At 42.2% G+C, this 17,634-nt stretch carries 15 protein-coding genes and 2 pseudogenes; 10 read left to right on the top strand and 7 right to left on the bottom strand.

From position 1 onward, the window contains the following. Positions 1-108 precede the first annotated feature (108 nt). The 8 genes and pseudogenes from BKK52_RS07935 to BKK52_RS14160 all read left to right on the top strand — a co-directional run bounded on the left by BKK52_RS07935 (position 109) and on the right by BKK52_RS14160 (position 9,251). Positions 109-759, top strand: a complete 651-nt coding sequence (locus tag BKK52_RS07935; RefSeq protein ID WP_077474364.1) for an ESPR-type extended signal peptide-containing protein — start codon at positions 109-111, stop codon at positions 757-759. Further along, on the top strand, positions 675-5,387 hold the full coding sequence (locus BKK52_RS07940) for a YadA-like family protein (protein ID WP_143531399.1): 4,713 nt from the start codon (positions 675-677) through the stop codon (positions 5,385-5,387). Before BKK52_RS07935 ends, BKK52_RS07940 begins: the two co-directional genes overlap by 85 nt. Positions 5,388-5,563: 176 nt before the next feature. Then, positions 5,564-6,400 (top strand): glycosyltransferase, encoded by an 837-nt coding sequence (locus tag BKK52_RS07945; protein ID WP_244160228.1) that lies wholly within the window; start codon positions 5,564-5,566, stop codon positions 6,398-6,400. Then, entirely contained in the window at positions 6,366-6,743 is a 378-nt protein-coding gene (locus BKK52_RS13865; protein WP_244160229.1) for a hypothetical protein, read from the top strand. Before BKK52_RS07945 ends, BKK52_RS13865 begins: the two co-directional genes overlap by 35 nt. Before the next feature lie 173 nt (positions 6,744-6,916). Beyond that, entirely contained in the window at positions 6,917-7,495 is a 579-nt protein-coding gene (locus BKK52_RS07950; protein ID WP_077478466.1) for a glycosyltransferase family protein, read from the top strand. Beyond that, positions 7,492-7,992 (top strand): glycosyltransferase, encoded by a 501-nt coding sequence (locus tag BKK52_RS07955; RefSeq protein ID WP_077474368.1) that lies wholly within the window; start codon positions 7,492-7,494, stop codon positions 7,990-7,992. The genes BKK52_RS07950 and BKK52_RS07955 overlap by 4 nt, the downstream gene beginning before the upstream one ends. A gap of 387 nt (positions 7,993-8,379) precedes the next feature. Continuing rightward, positions 8,380-8,523: pseudogene (locus BKK52_RS14155) on the top strand (class I tRNA ligase family protein); the annotation flags it as partial. After that, a pseudogene (locus tag BKK52_RS14160) lies at positions 8,503-9,251 on the top strand (class I tRNA ligase family protein). The pseudogenes BKK52_RS14155 and BKK52_RS14160, both read left to right, overlap by 21 nt. Before the next feature lie 285 nt (positions 9,252-9,536). Here the strand turns inward: BKK52_RS14160 and BKK52_RS07965 are convergent. Next, positions 9,537-9,836 carry a YciI family protein gene (locus tag BKK52_RS07965; protein ID WP_077420599.1) on the bottom strand — a complete coding sequence of 100 codons (300 nt, stop codon included), beginning with the start codon at positions 9,834-9,836 and terminating at the stop codon, positions 9,537-9,539. Positions 9,837-9,903: 67 nt separating this feature from the next. Further along, positions 9,904-10,461, bottom strand: coding sequence for an NAD(P)H-dependent oxidoreductase (locus tag BKK52_RS07970; protein ID WP_077420601.1), 558 nt, complete (start codon positions 10,459-10,461; stop codon positions 9,904-9,906). Between the two features lie 106 nt (positions 10,462-10,567). Between BKK52_RS07970 and BKK52_RS07975 the strand changes: the two genes are divergently transcribed. Together BKK52_RS07975 and glmU are read left to right on the top strand one after the other, a co-directional pair. Beyond that, the gene (locus BKK52_RS07975; RefSeq protein ID WP_077420603.1) at positions 10,568-11,470 is read left to right on the top strand and encodes a LysR substrate-binding domain-containing protein; all 903 of its coding nucleotides are present in this window, start codon (positions 10,568-10,570) and stop codon (positions 11,468-11,470) included. 156 nt (positions 11,471-11,626) lie between these two features. Next, entirely contained in the window at positions 11,627-12,997 is a 1,371-nt protein-coding gene (gene glmU, locus BKK52_RS07980) for a bifunctional UDP-N-acetylglucosamine diphosphorylase/glucosamine-1-phosphate N-acetyltransferase GlmU (RefSeq protein WP_077474369.1), read from the top strand. Positions 12,998-13,113: 116 nt separating this feature from the next. Here glmU and accC read toward each other — a convergent pair whose 3' ends face one another. From accC to menB, 5 genes are all read right to left on the bottom strand, one after another. Then, positions 13,114-14,460 carry an acetyl-CoA carboxylase biotin carboxylase subunit gene (gene accC, locus BKK52_RS07985; RefSeq protein WP_077478467.1) on the bottom strand — a complete coding sequence of 449 codons (1,347 nt, stop codon included), beginning with the start codon at positions 14,458-14,460 and terminating at the stop codon, positions 13,114-13,116. Positions 14,461-14,519: 59 nt separating this feature from the next. Next, a complete protein-coding gene (gene accB, locus BKK52_RS07990) occupies positions 14,520-14,999 on the bottom strand; it encodes an acetyl-CoA carboxylase biotin carboxyl carrier protein (RefSeq protein WP_077421542.1) in 480 nt (159 codons plus the stop codon). Positions 15,000-15,172: 173 nt separating this feature from the next. Further along, positions 15,173-15,631, bottom strand: a complete 459-nt coding sequence (aroQ, locus tag BKK52_RS07995) for a type II 3-dehydroquinate dehydratase (RefSeq protein WP_077421541.1) — start codon at positions 15,629-15,631, stop codon at positions 15,173-15,175. A gap of 57 nt (positions 15,632-15,688) precedes the next feature. Beyond that, positions 15,689-16,681, bottom strand: a complete 993-nt coding sequence (menC, locus tag BKK52_RS08000) for an o-succinylbenzoate synthase (protein ID WP_077421540.1) — start codon at positions 16,679-16,681, stop codon at positions 15,689-15,691. A 54-nt stretch (positions 16,682-16,735) separates the two neighbouring features. Continuing rightward, positions 16,736-17,593, bottom strand: a complete 858-nt coding sequence (menB, locus tag BKK52_RS08005) for a 1,4-dihydroxy-2-naphthoyl-CoA synthase (protein WP_077419606.1) — start codon at positions 17,591-17,593, stop codon at positions 16,736-16,738. Positions 17,594-17,634 lie beyond the last annotated feature (41 nt).

A 17,634-nucleotide genomic window follows, 5' to 3' on the forward strand; every position in this document is an offset into this window, starting at 1 on the left:
AATCTACGTCAGCCCCATTTTTTACTATCTATCCATGTAGCAGTTGCTACATTTTTCCTTTTGTGCATTTGCTACATACTACCGTGATTTTTCGATTAGGAGAATTTAATGAACAAAATATTTAGAGTAATTTGGAACCACGCCACCCAATCTTGGGTCGCCGTGTCCGAATTAACCAAAGCGAAAGGCAAAACGAAATCCAAAACGGATAAAAGAATTTCGATTTTTGCCGTTTCATTGATTACAGCAGGGGCGACCGTGATTGGTGGCTCAGCGTTGGCGGCGGTTGCGATTGGTGATGGTACTAATCAAAATGGAGGAAGCAATGTTGCTGGTGGGCAAGCATATGCGTCAGGTTCTAGTGCGATTGCTGTTGGTTGGGGGGCGAGAGCACCAGCTACTCAATCTATCGCTATCGGTAATGACGCCAATGCAAGTGGTTATATTTCAGTTGCCATTTCTTCATCAGCAAAAGCCTCAGGTGATAACTCCATTGCTATCGGTAATCGCTCAAATGCGACAACTAATCGAGCTATCGCAATTGGTGATAATGTAACCGTCGTTGCGGGTGATGAACCGGGTGCCACTGCGGGTATAGCAATTGGTGCAGACTCCTACGCAGAAGGACAAGGTTCGATTGCGGTTGGTTTAGGTAATAAGGCGATTGGGCATAGATGGGGATCAATGCCACTACCGGAGCTAAAGAAAGTATCGGTCGTGATTCCTCCATTGCCATTGGGGAAGGAAACACAGCGTTAAATTCAAGTTTTGCGATGGGTCGTCATAATAAGGCTACGGGCGATGTTTCTACCGCATTTGGTGTAAACAGTACCACTTCAGGTCAGCAATCTGTTGCCTTTGGTACAAATGCAAATGTGTCTGGTAATTTCTCCTACAGTATGGGTTCTTTTTCAAGCGTAGAAAGCAATTTCTCGGTAGGTATTGGCTACCAAGCTCATATTTATGGTGCAGCGGGTTTAAGTAGAAATAGTACGGCAGTAGGAGGACGTTTAGCCGTCATCACTAATTCCCATAATGCCTCTCTTTTTGGTAGCTATTCTAATATAAACACGAGTGATTATGCGACGGCGATTGGTGCGAATAATACAATTACAAATGCGCCAAGATCAGGTGTGCTAGGGACAAATAACACCGTTTCCGGCACTGATAGCTATGTAATGGGTAACAATGTCACCTTAACGACAAGTGGCTCAGTGGTGTTGGGAAATCATTCGTCTGGGAACGAAGTTGTCACCGCGGCACCAAATGCAACAATTGATAGCTTTACCTATAATGCATCGCGTTTTGCAGGGAATGATTTCACCGACCGCAGCGGGCATTATGTCAGCGTAGGATCAAAAGGTGCGGAACGCCGTATTTTACACGTTGGTGCCGGGCGTATTAATGCCAACTCAACGGATGCGATCAACGGTTCTCAGCTTTATTTAGTGGCAGCGCGTGTTGAAGAAATTGCCAATAATAGCAGTAATATCGTAACCGGTGAATCCAAAACGGAAGACGGTAAAGCTGTACCAAAAACTACGACAACTTATCAAGATAAAAACAATCCGAGTCAAGAGGTTGTCAAGAAAGACGATGGCAAATTCTACTATAAGGGCACGAATATTGTTGTTCAGCCTGAAAATGTGATCACAAATGTCGGCGATGAGAATAAAGTTGCCACTGTAGGTGACATTACCAATACAATTAATAACACCGGCTGGAAAACCACACCAACTAAAGTGGTGGATAAAAACGGTAATGACATTACAAATACTGCCGGCACAACACTGGTTAATCCGGGCGATAGCGTAAACTATGTCAACGGTAACGGCACCACTGCGAATGTCACCGTGGTGAAAGGCGAAGATGGTCAACCGGATACGGTGAATGTCAGTTATGATGTGAAAGCAGCCGACAACACCATTACTGTGAATAATGATGGTGTGAAAGTGAACACCGGCGAATCAAATATGACCAATAAAGGTCAAGCAACTTCAGCGACTGATAAACAAGGCAATCCATTAACTGTAACGATTGATGGAAGCGGCAACAAGGTTTATACCGATAAAGATGGTAAAAACGTTGATGCGAATAATGTCGTTGATAACTCAACGAAAATTGCCACCGTGGGCGATATTGTTAACACCATTAACAACGTATTCCACACAGTGAACGCAACAAACACGGGTGAAGCGGTAACGAAACAAAACGGCACAACACAGGTGAATGCGGGTGATACGCTTGAGTTTGTTGCCGGTAAAAACTTGGTCGTAAACCAAACTGGTGGACGCATTGTTTTTGCAACGGATAATAATGTCACCTTTAATCACGTAAACACCACAACATTAACAGTGGGCAATAATGTTAACGGCCCGAAAGTGGATTTCAAAGCCGAGGGAGCTACCCCTACGAATGTGACAAATACTCAGCCGGATTATGCGTTAAATATCAGCACAAACGGTAAACCAACCCAAATTACCGGAGTAGGTTCGGTGTTAAATACCAAAAATATTGATGGTATTCCTCAGTCAAATGGTACGGACAAATTACTCAATCTAACAAACCTACCTCAGAATATTTTAAATTCAGTGGCGACTGTGGCGGATTTAGCCAACATGGGTTGGGTTGTCTCAGCGAAAGGGAACAACTACACCAACACGGTGAAAAATGCCGATGAAGTGAATTTTGTCGGTGATGGCGGTGTGACGGTGACAGGCTCTGATAAAGGTGAGGTCCGCACGATCACGGTGAAAGGCAAAGAAGTGAACTATACCAACAACGGTAAAAATGTACCGGGAACGGATAGTTCAAATAATAATACGAATGCAACGGCGGGTAATGTTGATAACGTCAATTACAAAGACGGCAAGGGCACAACCCCGAATATCACTTATACCAACGGTACGTTAAATGTGGCATTTGATGTGAAGGGAGCGAACGGCACTCAAACCACTTATGAGTATGACCCGGCCACTAACAGTTTTAAATTTAATGTAAATACGACCGCACTTTCGCCGGATACCACAGACGGTAAGATTACCGTTCCAAATGGTCAGGGCAGTGGTGGATTAGTCACCGCTATTGATGTTGCCAATGCGATCAATGCCGCTTATTGGAAAGTGGGGGATAATGCCGGCAATATTATGCATAACGTGAAAGCCGGCAATCAGGTGAATTTTGTAAATGGTTGTGCCACAACCTCATCAGTCACCAAAGAAGCAAATGGCGCGAATAATGTTACATTTAATGTGAAGTACGATAACTCGACTATCGGTGTTAATGATAAAGGTGAATTATATGTTATAGATGGAGGTAAAGGCGCAACGGGCGCTACTGGTGCTACAGGAGCCACAGGTGCTACAGATGCTACCGGCGCCACAGGTGCTACTGGCGCGACAGGTGCTACAGGCGCGACGGGTGCAACCGGAGCCACAGGTGCAACCGGAGCCACAGGTGCGACAGGCGCAACAGGCGCGACGGGTGCAACGGGCGCTACAGGTGCTACGGGTGCTACGGGCGCAACAGGTGCCACAGGTGCTACAGGCGCGACGGGTGCAACGGGCGCTACAGGTGCAACCGGTGCTACGGGTGCGACAGGAGCTACAGGTGCTACCGGCGCCACAGGTGCTACGGGCGCAACAGGTGCCACAGGTGCTACTGGCGCGACAGGTGCTACAGGCGCGACGGGTGCAACGGGCGCTACAGGTGCAACCGGTGCTACGGGTGCGACAGGAGCCACAGGAGCCACAGGTGCTACAGGTGCTACCGGCGCCACAGGTGCGACGGGTGCTACGGGCGCAACAGGTGCCACAGGTGCTACAGGCGCGACGGGTGCAACGGGCGCTACAGGTGCAACCGGTGCTACGGGTGCGATAGGAGCCACAGGTGCTACTGGTGCTACCGGCGCCACAGGTGCGACGGGTGCAACAGGTGCTACGGGTGCGACAGGAGCCACAGGTGCTACAGGTGCTACAGGCGCGACGGGTGCAACCGGAGCCACAGGTGCGACAGGCGCAACAGGTGCTACCGGAGCCACAGGTGCTACAGGCGCGACGGGTGCAACCGGTGCTGATGGTAAGAATGCCGAAGTTAAAGTTAAAGATAATGGAGACGGCACTCATACAATCACAATTAAAGATGGTAATGGTAAAGAAACCACTACAACTGTGAAAGATGGTAAAGACGGTAAGGATGCAACCGCTTCTTGGATTATCCAAGAAAATAACGGAAAAGATGGTAACGCAAGCCATAGTGTTAAAAACGATAACGAAGTAAGTTTTAATGACACTAATACCGTTAATGTTACTGTTACACCAAGCGGAACGACGACTAATTTAACCTTTGATGTAAACACTGGTACTATCACAAAAGCCGGTGATGATGGTAAAGTTACAGCTACTAAAGGAGATGAAAGTAAGGTCGCTACGATTGGAAACGTTGTAGATGCCATTAATAGTGCCGGTTGGATTACAAATGGTAAAGATGCAAACGGTAACAATGTATCGACAGTTGTGAATCCAGGTGATACCGTTAATTATGTTAATGGTAATGGTACAACAGCTAATGTGACTATTACTAAAGGTCAAAACGGTCAACCGGATACGGTTAATGTAACCTATGATGTGAAAGCCGGCGATAGTACAATCATTGTTGATAAAGACGGCGTAAAAGTAAATACCGGTACGTCAACAGTTGATAATGATGGTCGGGCAAATGCAACGGTGACTCATCTGAATGGAACAACTGTAAATAACAGCAATAAAGTTGCCACAGTCGGTGATATTGTTAATACCATCAACAAGGTATCTCATAATGTGACGATTAAAGATTCTAATGAGCAGCTGAAAGTTCAGACTACTGTATCTCCTGCACAAGTGAAGGCAGGATCAACAGTAACTTATGAAGCTGCGAAGAATTTGATCGTAAATCAAAATGGTACAACCATTACCTATGGTTTAGCGAAAGATGTTGACTTAGGTAAAGATGGTAGCTTGAAAGTAAACAATGTCACCATTGATAACAACGGTATTAATGCCGGTGGTGATCGGATCACGAACGTTAAAGCGGGTGAAAACGCGACAGATGCCGTGAACGTTAGCCAGTTGAGAGGCAATATTACTAATATCAACAACCGTATCAACAAAGTAAGTAAAGAAGCCCGTAGCGGTATTGCCGGTGCAAATGCGGCGGCGAGCCTTCCACAGGTTTATCTACCGGGTAAATCAATGATGGCTGCTTCAGCGGGAACCTTCAAAGGTGAAAACGCCTTCTCTGTGGGTTATTCACGTGCAAGTGATAACGGTAAGCTTATCTTGAAACTTCAAGGTAATGTGAATAGTCAAGGTGATGTGGGTGCCGGCGTAGGTGTCGGTTACCAATGGTAATTTAAACCTCTGATACTTTAGTTCAAGACCCGACTTCGGTCGGGTTTTTTATTGCTTGTAAAACAAGAGAAAAAACAACCGCACTTATTAAATTAAGAAATAACTAACAGATTTTACAGATTATTTTTATTATAATTAACAAAAATTATCGACAAGTTAATTAAAGGGAAAGAGTTATGTCTCAAGAGAATAAAAAAACAATTTGCTTAAATATGATCGTGAAAAATGAGTCTGCTATTATTGAACGTTGTTTAGATTCATTGGTTAATCAAATTGATTATTGGGTTATTGTTGATACAGGATCTACGGATAATACACAACAAATTATCAAAGATTATATGCAGAAAAATAATATCCCGGGAGAATTAATCGAGCGCCCTTGGGTTAATTTTTCTCATAACCGTAGTGAAGCGTTAGAATTAGCGGAAGATAAAGCGGACTATATTTTATTATGTGATGCAGATATGGAATTAAAAATTATTGATCCTAACTGGAAAAATGAATTAAAAGGCGATCCTTCTTATTTAGTTGTACAGAAAAATAATATATTAAGATACCATAATATTAGATTGGTAAATGGTCGCTTGAAAGAAGGGAAGCGTTTTCGTTATTGGGGCGCGACACATGAATATTGTGATTCTATTGAGGGGAATAACTCTCCTGCATTTATAACGGGGATTGAATTTGCAGATTATCAGGATGGAGGTGCTAAAAAGGATAAATTTGAGCGTGATATTAGATTACTAACAGAAGAAATTAATAGAATTAAAGCATTAGAAAATGCAACAGAAGAAGAAAAACAGAAAGCTATTGATATGGGGTTATGGCATCGTAGAGAAGGGTTAATTCAGCGTTGCACATTTTATCTGGCTCAAACTTGGCGTGATTTAAATGAACACCAAAAAGCATTAGAAACCTATGAAAAACGTACCGCACTTGGTGGTTGGGTAGAGGAAATTTATTATTCACTATTACAAATTGCTTTGCTTAAAATTAAATTATTCCTTAGATGATATTCAGCAAGCATTTTTAAGAGCCTATGAATATCGTCCCCAACGTGCAGAAAGTTTATATTTTTTAGCCCGTCATTTACGATTAAATAATCATATTAAGCAGGCTTATATTTATGCCTATGCTGCGGTAAATACGCCAAAAAGTAAAGATAGACTCTTTGTTAATCGTAGCGCTTATGGTTGGCAGGAAAAAGATGAATTAGCGGTTGCTGCTTATTGGGTGGAAAATTATCAACTTTGTTATGATATTTGTGTAGAATTATTAGCGGATCCAACTATTAATGATGAAACGAAAAAACGTATCCAAGCTAATTTGAATTTTGCTAAAGAAAGATTGGATTAAGTAATTATATATTTCTATTAAATGAGGATAACAATGAAACGAAAAGTATTATTTCTTTATTTTTCTATGCCAATTGGTGGTGCTGAGGCTGTATTAATTACCTTAATATTGCGGCACAACACCCTGATTATCAGGTGGAGCTCGCATTATTAGAACCTTCGGAAAAATATAATATGGATAAAATTGATCCTAAGGTGAAAGTTCATTTTATTTTAAGTGAGGCAGAATCTCAATTTCTTCGTTATAACAATTGGAAAGTCAAAGATAATTCTGAGGATGAAGTGGCTTATCATAGAGGTTGGCTGGATCATCTCTCAGAAAGTCGTCGTGAGCGACTAACGAAATTAATTGATGAGCAACAATATGATGTCATCATTGATTTTCTTAATTGCATTGGGTATCACTTAAAAAAAGAGTTTATAAGTAGTATCGACCGCCCATATATTTATTGGATTCATTCAAATAGTGATTTTAGTCTTTGGAAAGAAAGGCCTGATTACTACAAGCCAATTTTAAATAAATATAATATTTTTGTTTCAATATGCAAAGATATGGAAAGGAACTGTCAAAAAGTGCTGAGAAAAGATTTTAATTTGGCAGGAAAAACAGTAAAAACAATTTTTAATCCAATTGATATAAATAGAATTATTCGAGTCTACGATAATTATTTAGAAGAAGATAATGAGCTTCTTAATCAACCATTTATTTTACAAGTTTCAAGATTAAGTGAAGGTAAAACCATATTAAATTGATAGAACTTTATGCAAAACTTAAAGCAAAAGGCATTAAAGAGAAATTATATATTATTGGTGAAGGTCCTTCCCGAGAAATGTTAGAAGAAAAAATCCGCGAATTAGACTTGGAGCAAGATTGCCTATTATTGGGTAAGCGATTAAATCCATATCCTTTTATGAGAAAAGCTAAATTGTTCGTACATACTTCGTTCTTTGAAGGGCTGCCAACGGTATTTATTGAAAGTATGATTTGTGGCACGCCTGTAGTGGCATTTGATTGCCCAACAGGACCTCGTGAAGTTTTAGACAATGGTAAGTATGGTGAGCTTATTCCAATGGGGGATGATGATTTATTTGTTGAAAAAACCTATGAATTACTTACCAATGAAGATAAACGACAAGCATTTATTCAAAAATTACCTGAATCCTATGCCCGTTTCTCAATGAGAACCATTGGAAGACAATTCTTTGAATTAATTGAAGATACCATTTTATTTAGTAAATTTGATGTTTAATATAACAATATTATGTAGCAGTTGCACAAAGTCGTTTTGTTCGCTTGTAAGGATACACTGCTTTAACCTATTGAAATAACTTGATTTTTATAGCGGACACACGCAGTGTGTCCCTAGGTTTTGTTAAAATTTCTGTTTTTGTGCATTTGCTACATAATACCGGAAAATATTAATTACTCGGAATTTGACCACACTTTACTCTTAGCCCTGACGATAGGTGCTGGGAGCAATAAAAAACTCTTCCAAAACCCACCGCACTTTCTCATCCTTTCCCTACCAATTTATGCCGTTTTACGGTATTTTACGCCGCGTTTTATAAGGTAAAAATTCCGCCAAAGTGCGGTCAAAATTTAAGGTGATTTTATGCAAGAACAATACCGTCCCGATATGATTGAGCCGAAGGTTCAACAGTATTGGGCTGAAAATAAGGTTTTCAAAGCCGTTAAAGATGCAAGCAAAGAGAAATATTATTGTCTTTCCATGTTCCCGTATCCTTCCGGCCGTTTGCATATGGGGCATGTGCGCAATTATACGATTGGCGATGTGATTTCCCGTTATCAACGGATGAACGGCAAAAATGTGTTGCAGCCGTTGGGTGGGATGCGTTCGGTTTGCCAGCGGAAGGGGCGGCGATTAAAAACAAAACCGCTCCGGCAAAATGGACTTATGAAAACATTGAATATATGAAAAACCAGCTCAAAATGTTGGGCTTTGGTTATGATTGGGATCGTGAAATTGCGACCTGTAAACCGGAATATTACAAATGGGAGCAATGGTTTTTCACCGAGCTTTACAAAAAAGGCTTGCTTTACAAAAAAACCTCTACGGTGAACTGGTGCCCGAATGATGAAACCGTGCTTGCTAACGAACAAGTGCATGATGGTTGCTGTTGGCGTTGCGATACCCCGGTGGAACAGAAGGAAATCCCTCAATGGTTCATCAAAATTACCGATTATGCCGAGCAATTATTAGGCGGGCTGGATAATCTTCCGCAATGGTCGGAGATGGTGAAAACCATGCAACGCAACTGGATTGGACGTTCCGAAGGGGTGGAAATCACCTTTGATGTTGCTGATACCAATGAGAAAGTTGCCGTTTACACCACCCGTCCGGATACCTTCTATGGGGTTAGCTATTTAGGCATTTCCGCCGCTCATCCTTTGGCAAGCCTTGCGGCACAAAACAACCCTGAATTAGCAGCTTTCATTCAAGAAGCGAAAAATGCCAAAGTGGCGGAGGCGGATCTTGCCACAATGTAGAAAAAAGGGATGGTGACAGGGTTATTCGCTATTCATCCCTTAACCAATCAGATAAATTGGACAGTTTGCCATCATCACAGCTTTATATTGATCTTTTCTTCCGCACTTATGGCATTGGGGATTTCTTATTCGCGCTCTTTTTTGGCTATGTGGCGTACAAAGGTTTCCGCCAACAAAGATAAAAATAAAAAGTGCGGTTGGGTTTGTAAAACTTTTCAAAAACTAACCGCACTTTTTTTATCTCAGAATACAAAAACGGTCAATGATCACCGCTTTTATTTAACTTTATACTTTTACCGCTTTACCAATATCCGCCGAAATCATTTTCAGGGCAAACTCGCGAATTTCATATTCAGCTAAATCGGGATAGTAGCAATCCTCTTCCAAAATTTTTTGTAATTCTTCACGACTTTCTGTTTCCGCAAAAATTACGCCTGAATGAGCATCGGTATCTATATATGGGCCAAGCATTAGAAATTTGCCTGCTTGGAAGTATTTTTTGAACCATTCTACGTGGATTGGGAAAAGTTCATTATGTTGTTTTTCTGAAAGATCCGGGTTTACGGTAATATTGATAAGATACATAGGGATTCCTTGTCATGTTTATTGCTTTCCTCCGCCGTTTGTGGGCGAGAGAAAAGGAAACATAAAATTAAGCTACGGCTTTTTCAATCGCTTTCACTAAACGTGTAGCGTGGTCTTGTGCAATGGCTTTTTGTTCGGCGATTTTCTCTTCATCACGACCCACATAACTCAAGCCACAGGTGATGACGGGAAGTTGGTAATCTAAGCCGCATAAGATGGCGAAAGTTTCAAATTGTGGCAGATAATCTTCCACCGTATGTTTGAAGAAACCGTCTTTTTGATAGACTTCGTTCGGGGCACCTGTAGTGGTTGAAATGATCAACTTTTTGCCGGCGATTTTTGCTGTTGAACCATGTGCGAAACCGTGTACGAACACTTTGTCAATCCACAATTTCATTAATCCCGGTACGGAATACCAAGAAAATGGAAATTGAAACACAATTACGTCCGCTTTTAAAATTGCGGATTGTTCCGCTTCAATATTAAATTGATAGGTTGGATAAAGGCTGTCCAGACGACGGATTTCGGCATTCGGCAACGCTTTTTCGACTGATTGTAGAATTTCTACGTTTGCTACAGAGCCGTTTAAATCGGGGTGACCTGATATGATAAGTACATTTTTCATTGTTTTTTCCTCTTGTAAATCGTCATTTGATGTTGTGTATTATACTTAAAAAATTTATGATGATTAGCTGGGTTAAAACTAAAACACTTTTAGGTAAAAGCTAACAATGAAAGATAATTCCTACTACGGGCAGCTCAACGTTTTTCAAACTATCGCCCAAGAAGGTAGCATTTCTGCAGCCGCTCGAAAATTACAAATTGCCGTGCCATCGGCAAGCCAATCGTTAAAACTGTTGGAACAAAAAATCGGCGTGCCGTTGTTTCATCGCACCACAAGAAATATTCAATTGACCGAAGCAGGACGGCAACTACTCGCCCAAACGGAAACGGCAATGATGATGCTAAATCAAGCTTTGGAGGAGATTCAACATTTCAACTCAGAACCCACCGGTACAGTGCGGATCACCCTTTCCCGTTTTGCTTATCAGTTGATTTTACGCTCTCATTTGGCGGAGTTTCATGAACGTTATCCACAAATTCAGCTGGAAATATCCCTTAATGATGCGTTAGTGAATTTATTGGAAGAGGGATTTGATCTTGGCATTCGATTTGGTAATCGCATTGAAGAGGGAATGGTAGCTCGTAAGTTATTGCCTGCGTTTAAAGAGGGATTGTATGTAACCAAAGCCTACATCAAGCAGTACGGTAAGCCCAAAACACCGAAAGATCTGACCACACATCGGCTTATTGGCTATCGCTTTATTTCTTCTAATCGGATTGAGCCGTTGGTATTAAATATTGACGGGAAAGATACCGCACTTAATATTGATACGCCCTTGCTTTGCAATGATCCTGAAATTATTGCCGATGCCGCCCGACAAGGGATTGGAATCGGGAGAATTTTTGAACCGAACATGCAACTCTTTGAAGACAAAGATGATTTTATTCCCATCTTACAAAAACACTGGCGGGAATATCCTCCGCTTTATTTGTACTATCTACAACATAACCAAAAATCACGAAAAATGCAGACGGTAATCGAATTTCTATTAGAGAAAACGAAGAAATAAAAGTGCGGTCGGGAATTGAAGAGAATTAGTCATCACACACGGAATGGTTGTTTACCTTAATTTGTGGAACCAAGTCAATGGAAGAAAATCAAACTTATCATCTTCATTTTTCTAAGCTAAAATATCGCCAATTTTTGATAATAAGAGAGATTTTTTATGGCAAATAATACACGAAGTGCGGTCATTTTGGCGGCAGGAAAAGGCACTCGGATGTATTCCGATTTACCAAAGGTATTGCATAAAGTGGCAGGTAAGCCGATGGTCAAACATGTAATTGATACGGCCCATTCATTAGGAGCGGAAAACGTGCATTTAATTTACGGCCATGGCGGTGAGTTAATGCGTGAACATCTTACCAATGAAAAAGTCAATTGGGTATTACAAACCGAGCAACTTGGCACCGCACATGCGGTTCAACAAGCGGCTTCGTTTTTTAAAGATGATGAAGATATTGTCGTACTTTATGGCGATGCTCCACTGATTACAAAAGAAACCTTAGAAAAGCTCATTGCTGCAAAGCCCGAGAAAGGTATTGCATTACTCACGGTGAAATTAGACAACCCAACGGGTTATGGGCGTATTATTCGGGAAAATGGCCGTGTTGTCGCCATTGTGGAACAAAAAGATGCCAATGCGGAACAATTGAACATTCAGGAAGTGAACACCGGTGTGATGGTTTCCGATGGCGCCAGTTTCAAAAAATGGCTTGCCCGAGTGGGTAATAATAATGCGCAAGGTGAGTATTATTTGACAGATTTAATTGCTCTTGCTAACCAAGATGGTTGCCAAGTGGTGGCGGTTCAAGCCATCGATGTGATGGAAGTGGAAGGCGCAAATAATCGCCTTCAATTAAGTGCACTTGAACGCTATTATCAAAGTAAACAGGCAGAACGTTTATTATTAGAAGGCGTAATGCTGGCAGATCCCGCCCGTTTTGATTTACGCGGTTCCCTTGAGCATGGTAAAGATGTGGAAATTGATATCAATGTGATTATTGAGGGCAATGTGCAGTTAGGCAATCGGGTGAAAATTGGTGCAGGCTGTGTATTAAAAAATGTGGTGATTGGCGATGATGTCGAAGTGAAACCTTACTCGGTATTAGAAGACGCCACGATTGGCGAAAAAGCGGCAATTGGGCCCTTCTCCCGTTTACGTCCCGGTACCGAATTAGCGGCACAAACCCATGTCGGCAATTTTGTGGAAATCAAAAAATCGGTGGTGGGCAAAGGCTCAAAAGTGAATCATTTAACCTATGTGGGCGACAGTGAAATTGGGGCAAACTGTAATATCGGTGCAGGGGTGATTACCTGTAATTATGACGGTGCCAATAAATTTAAAACCATTATCGGCGACAATGTTTTCGTGGGGTCGGACACGCAATTAGTTGCCCCTGTCACCGTGGAAGACGGCGCCACGATCGGTGCAGGCTCTACTATCACTCGAAATGTGGGTAAAGAGGAATTGGTCATTACCCGTGTACCACAACGCCACATTCAAGGCTGGCAACGCCCGGTGAAGAAGAAATAATAAAACAAGAAATCCCACATTGTGTGGGATTTTTTTATGGAAAGGGCGGTTAATTTTCCACTTATTTTAACGATTTTATTCCTAAGTAAAAAAGCTCACTTTCGTGAGCTTTTTCTTTAATCATGTAACCCTAATTTTTTCTCAAGGTAGTGGATATTGGTTCCACCTTTTTGGAAATTTTCATCTTCCAAAATCATCTCATGGAGTGGAATGTTGGTTTTGATGCCTTCAATGATGGTCTCCGATAGCGCATTTTGCATACGGCGAATGGCGACTTCACGGGTATCACCATAAGTAATGAGCTTCGCAATCATGGAATCATAATGTGGCGGTACAGTATAACCACCGTACACATGGGAATCCCAACGTACACCAAAACCACCCGGTGAATGTAAATGGTTCACTTTACCCGGTGACGGTAAGAAGGATTTTGGATCTTCTGCATTGATACGACACTCAATGGCATGACCTTTCACTTTAATATCTTCCTGTTTGAAAGAAAGCGGTAAGCCTGCGGCAATGCGTAGCTGCTCTTTCACCAAATCGACACCGGTAATCATTTCTGTCACAGGGTGTTCCACTTGAATACGGGTGTTCATTTCGATGAAATAAAACTCGCCGTTTTCATATAAAAACTCGAATGTACCTGCACCACGATAGCCGATTTCTACACAGGCATTGGCACAACGAGAACCGATATCACGGCGTAATTCTTCAGTAATTCCCGGTGCTGGGGCTTCTTCCACCACTTTTTGATGGCGACGTTGCATTGAGCAATCACGTTCTGCCAAATACACCGCATTACCGTGCGTATCCGCCAATACTTGAATTTCCACATGGCGTGGATTTTCTAAGTATTTTTCCATATACACCATATCATTATTAAAGGCTGCTTTCGCTTCGGCTTTGGTCATCGCAATTGACTCTTCTAGCGCCTCTTCGTTACGCACAACACGCATACCACGACCACCGCCGCCACCAGAAGCTTTAATAATAATTGGATAACCGATACGTTTTGCGATTTCTTTATTTTTGGCAATATCGTTGCCAACCGGGCCGTCAGACCCCGGCACACAGGGCACACCGGCTTTTTTCATGGCTTTAATCGCCGAAACCTTATCGCCCATTAAGCGAATTACATCTGCGGTAGGACCAATAAAAGTAAAGCCTGAGCGTTCAACTTGTTCTGCAAAATCCGCATTTTCAGATAAAAAACCATATCCCGGATGAATCGCATCTGCCCCGGTGACCTCTGCTGCAGCAATAATAGCCGGAATATTGAGATAGCTTTTTGCAGAAGGCGGAGGCCCGATACAAACGGTTTCATCCGCCAATAAAACGTGTTTTAATTCACGGTCGGCAGTGGAATGCACTGCGACAGTTTTGATGCCTAACTCTTTACATGCACGCAAAATGCGTAATGCAATTTCACCCCGGTTGGCAATGACAACTTTTTCTAACATAAGAATTCCATTTGTTAAAAAATGGCAAGTCTCCCTGCCATTTTGGATAATTGATAAGATTATTCGATAACGATTAATGGCTCGTCAAATTCAACCGGTTCGCCATCATTTACAAGAATTGCTTTGATTACACCCGCTTTGTCCGCTTCGATACGGTTCATCATTTTCATGGCTTCAACAATACAAAGTGCATCACCCACTTTTACGCTTTGCCCCACTTCAACAAAGGCTTTTGCTTCAGGGCTTGGGCTACGGTAGAAGGTGCCCACCATTGGTGAACGAACAATATGACCGGATAATTCATCGCTCGCGACAGCAGATTGCGTAGGTGTTGCACTTGGTGCGGCAACCGGCGCTGCAACCGCAGCCGGCGCGACAGGTGCAGCGGCAATCGGTGCGGAATATTGCGCCGCCACCGGTGCAACAGCAGGGGCTGCACGGCTAATTCGGACTGTGCCTTCTTCCTCTTGCACTTCTAATTCGGTGATACCGGATTCTTCAACTAATTCGATAAGTTTTTTGATTTTACGAATGTCCATACGTTCTTCCTAAAATAATAAATTTTTTTAACCGCATTTTTATTACCACACAGGGTATCATGTTGCCAATACACAAAAAATGCCGTCAGTGATAAATGGATTTTTAACCGGGCAAAGATTACCCTAAATTGAACTAAATTGCGATAAAATTCTATAAATTTCGCTAAAAATAGCTATTTTTTCTTATTTTTTGCTAAAAAATCTAAGGCAAAGAAAAAGGCAAATTCATAGCCTTTTGCGCCTAATCCGCAAATCACGCCTTCCGCCACATCACTAAAATAAGAATGATGACGAAAAGGCTCACGTTTGTGCACATTCGATAAATGAATTTCCACAAAAGGGATTGAAACCGCCAATAAGGCATCACGCAATGCCACACTTGTATGGGTGTAAGCTGCCGGGTTGATTAAAATAAAATCGGTTTGTTGAAAACTTTGATGAATTTTATCGATCAATTTTTCTTCACTATTAGCCTGAAAACATTCCAATTCAATATTGTGCTGTACGGCTAATTCTTTTAGCTTCGTTTCAATATCAGCCAGTGATAAACGTCCATAGTGTTTCGGCTCGCGCGCCCCTAACATATTTAAGTTCGGGCCATTTAGCAGCAAAATTCGGGATTTTGGCGACATATTCTCTTCCTTTTAAGGTGGTGCATTATACTGATTTTTCCATCATCGCTGGTCGTATCAGATAATTTTTTTAATCCATGGTGAGTCCAAATCAATAAGCGGTAAGGTTGACCCTTGCCACGGACGCAATAGTTGGTAATTCATTAAATCCAGTGTATCTAAGCCCGGGGTGACATTGGGGGTATATTGTTGAGCAATTCGAGCCAGTTGGGTTAAACCAAGGCTACTTTCAATGCTGGAACTTATCACCGCTTTTAAGCCTAAAGTATGTGCTTGTTTGATTAATTCAACACAGCGTTCCAGAGAGCCGATTAATGTGGGTTTAATCACAACTGCCGCCAAGTGCGGCTCTTTTTTAAGTTGAAAATCGACGTCTCGTAAGGATTCATCCCACGCAATAGCAATCCCGGTTTGAGCGGCAAATTCACGGCTTAATTCCGGGGTTTGGCAAGGCTCTTCCAAAAATTGAATACGGCTACGATGTGTCGGTTTAATTTTTGCCGCAAACAATAAGGCTTTTTCAAGACTCCAACGGCGATTAGCATCAAGGCGTAATTGCAATTCAGGGATAGCCTCTAAAAACATATCTGCAATCAATCCGTCTCGGTTGGCTTCATACAGCCCCACTTTGATTTTTGCCACTTTTTCACCAGGTAGGTGGGCTAATTCGGCGTAAAGTTCATCAGGATCGCCATAACACAAGGGCGCTGCATGATAATTTCCCTCTGCATTGAGTTTGCCCTTTAACTCTGCTAAAGCACAACTCAGCCCAAATGCCACGGAAGGATAAAGCCCGTCAAGGGACAATTTTTCCCCCTGTGCTCGGGCCTTATCCCAATCGGCAAGCCATTGTATGGTTTGTTCTTCCGCCATTTCTAAAGATTCTTCACTAAACCCCGGCAAAGGGGCAATTTCTCCCCAGCCTTCATTATTTTGGCATTGAATCTGCACAAGCAAACCTTCACGGTGTTTTAAAAACCGATCCCGCAAAACCAACTGGCTATCAACAGGAATGGTATAACGATAAAGATGATAGTGTCGAATTGTCATAAATTTTGTTTACAAAAAGTGCGGTTCATTTTGACCGCACTTTTGGTTGAATAATTAGGGATTGCGTCTAAATTTACTAAAATCCGGCGCGCGCTTTTCATTGAACGCATTGCGCCCTTCTTGACCTTCTTCTGTCATATAAAACAGCATGGTCGCATTGCCTGCCAATTCTTGAAGACCGGACTGACCGTCACAGTCTGCATTTAATGCGGCTTTCAAACAACGCAAGGCAATCGGGCTATTACGCAGCATTTCACGACACCAATGTACGGTTTCTTTTTCAAGATCCGCATAAGGCACTACGGTGTTCACCAAGCCCATATCCAAGGCTTCTTGCGCATTATATTGACGACATAAAAACCAAATCTCACGGGCTTTTTTCTGACCGACTAAACGGGCCATATAGCTTGCCCCCCAGCCGCCATCAAAAGATCCCACTTTCGGCCCGGTTTGACCGAAAATGGCATTATCTGCCGCAATGGTTAAATCGCATAACATATGCAATACATGGCCGCCGCCAATGGCATAGCCTGCCACCATCGCCACCACCGGTTTCGGGCAGGTGCGAATATCCCGTTGGAAATCCAGCACATTGAGATGATGCACGCCACTTTCATCTTTGTAGCCGCCGTAATCCCCACGAATTTTTTGATCGCCGCCGGAACAGAACGCTTTTTCACCTTCACCGGTTAACACAATAACCCCAATTTTTTCATCAAAACGGGCATTCGAGAAGGCATGGATCATTTCTTTAACGGTTTGTGGACGAAACGCATTGCGCACTTCCGGGCGGTTTATGGTGATTTTGGCAATCCCATCGGTAGATTTATGATAGCGAATATCGGTATAACCCTCGCTATGGTCAACCCATTCAACGGGCGCATAAAGTACATCATCTTTTGGATTTTGCATGAAGATTCCTTTTTAATTAACGAAAAGTGCGGTCATTATAG

It is taken from the genome of Rodentibacter trehalosifermentans (assembly GCF_002000545.1).
Taxonomy (GTDB): Bacteria; Pseudomonadota; Gammaproteobacteria; order Enterobacterales; family Pasteurellaceae; genus Rodentibacter; species Rodentibacter trehalosifermentans.

Bases quoted from the DNA above. Each gene is read 5' to 3' on its own strand.
- BKK52_RS07950 (WP_077478466.1), top strand. From the start codon at position 6,917: ATGGATAAAATTGATCCTAAGGTGAAAGTTCATTTTATTTTAAGTGAG.
- BKK52_RS07975 (WP_077420603.1), top strand. From the start codon at position 10,568: ATGAAAGATAATTCCTACTACGGGCAGCTCAACGTTTTTCAAACTATC.
- BKK52_RS07940 (WP_143531399.1), top strand. From the start codon at position 675: ATGGGGATCAATGCCACTACCGGAGCTAAAGAAAGTATCGGTCGTGAT.
- BKK52_RS07965 (WP_077420599.1), bottom strand. From the start codon at position 9,836: ATGTATCTTATCAATATTACCGTAAACCCGGATCTTTCAGAAAAACAA.
- accC (WP_077478467.1), bottom strand. From the start codon at position 14,460: ATGTTAGAAAAAGTTGTCATTGCCAACCGGGGTGAAATTGCATTACGC.
- accB (WP_077421542.1), bottom strand. From the start codon at position 14,999: ATGGACATTCGTAAAATCAAAAAACTTATCGAATTAGTTGAAGAATCC.
- aroQ (WP_077421541.1), bottom strand. From the start codon at position 15,631: ATGTCGCCAAAATCCCGAATTTTGCTGCTAAATGGCCCGAACTTAAAT.
- BKK52_RS07935 (WP_077474364.1), top strand. From the start codon at position 109: ATGAACAAAATATTTAGAGTAATTTGGAACCACGCCACCCAATCTTGG.
- menB (WP_077419606.1), bottom strand. From the start codon at position 17,593: ATGCAAAATCCAAAAGATGATGTACTTTATGCGCCCGTTGAATGGGTT.
- BKK52_RS07970 (WP_077420601.1), bottom strand. From the start codon at position 10,461: ATGAAAAATGTACTTATCATATCAGGTCACCCCGATTTAAACGGCTCT.
- BKK52_RS07945 (WP_244160228.1), top strand. From the start codon at position 5,564: ATGTCTCAAGAGAATAAAAAAACAATTTGCTTAAATATGATCGTGAAA.
- menC (WP_077421540.1), bottom strand. From the start codon at position 16,681: ATGACAATTCGACACTATCATCTTTATCGTTATACCATTCCTGTTGAT.
- glmU (WP_077474369.1), top strand. From the start codon at position 11,627: ATGGCAAATAATACACGAAGTGCGGTCATTTTGGCGGCAGGAAAAGGC.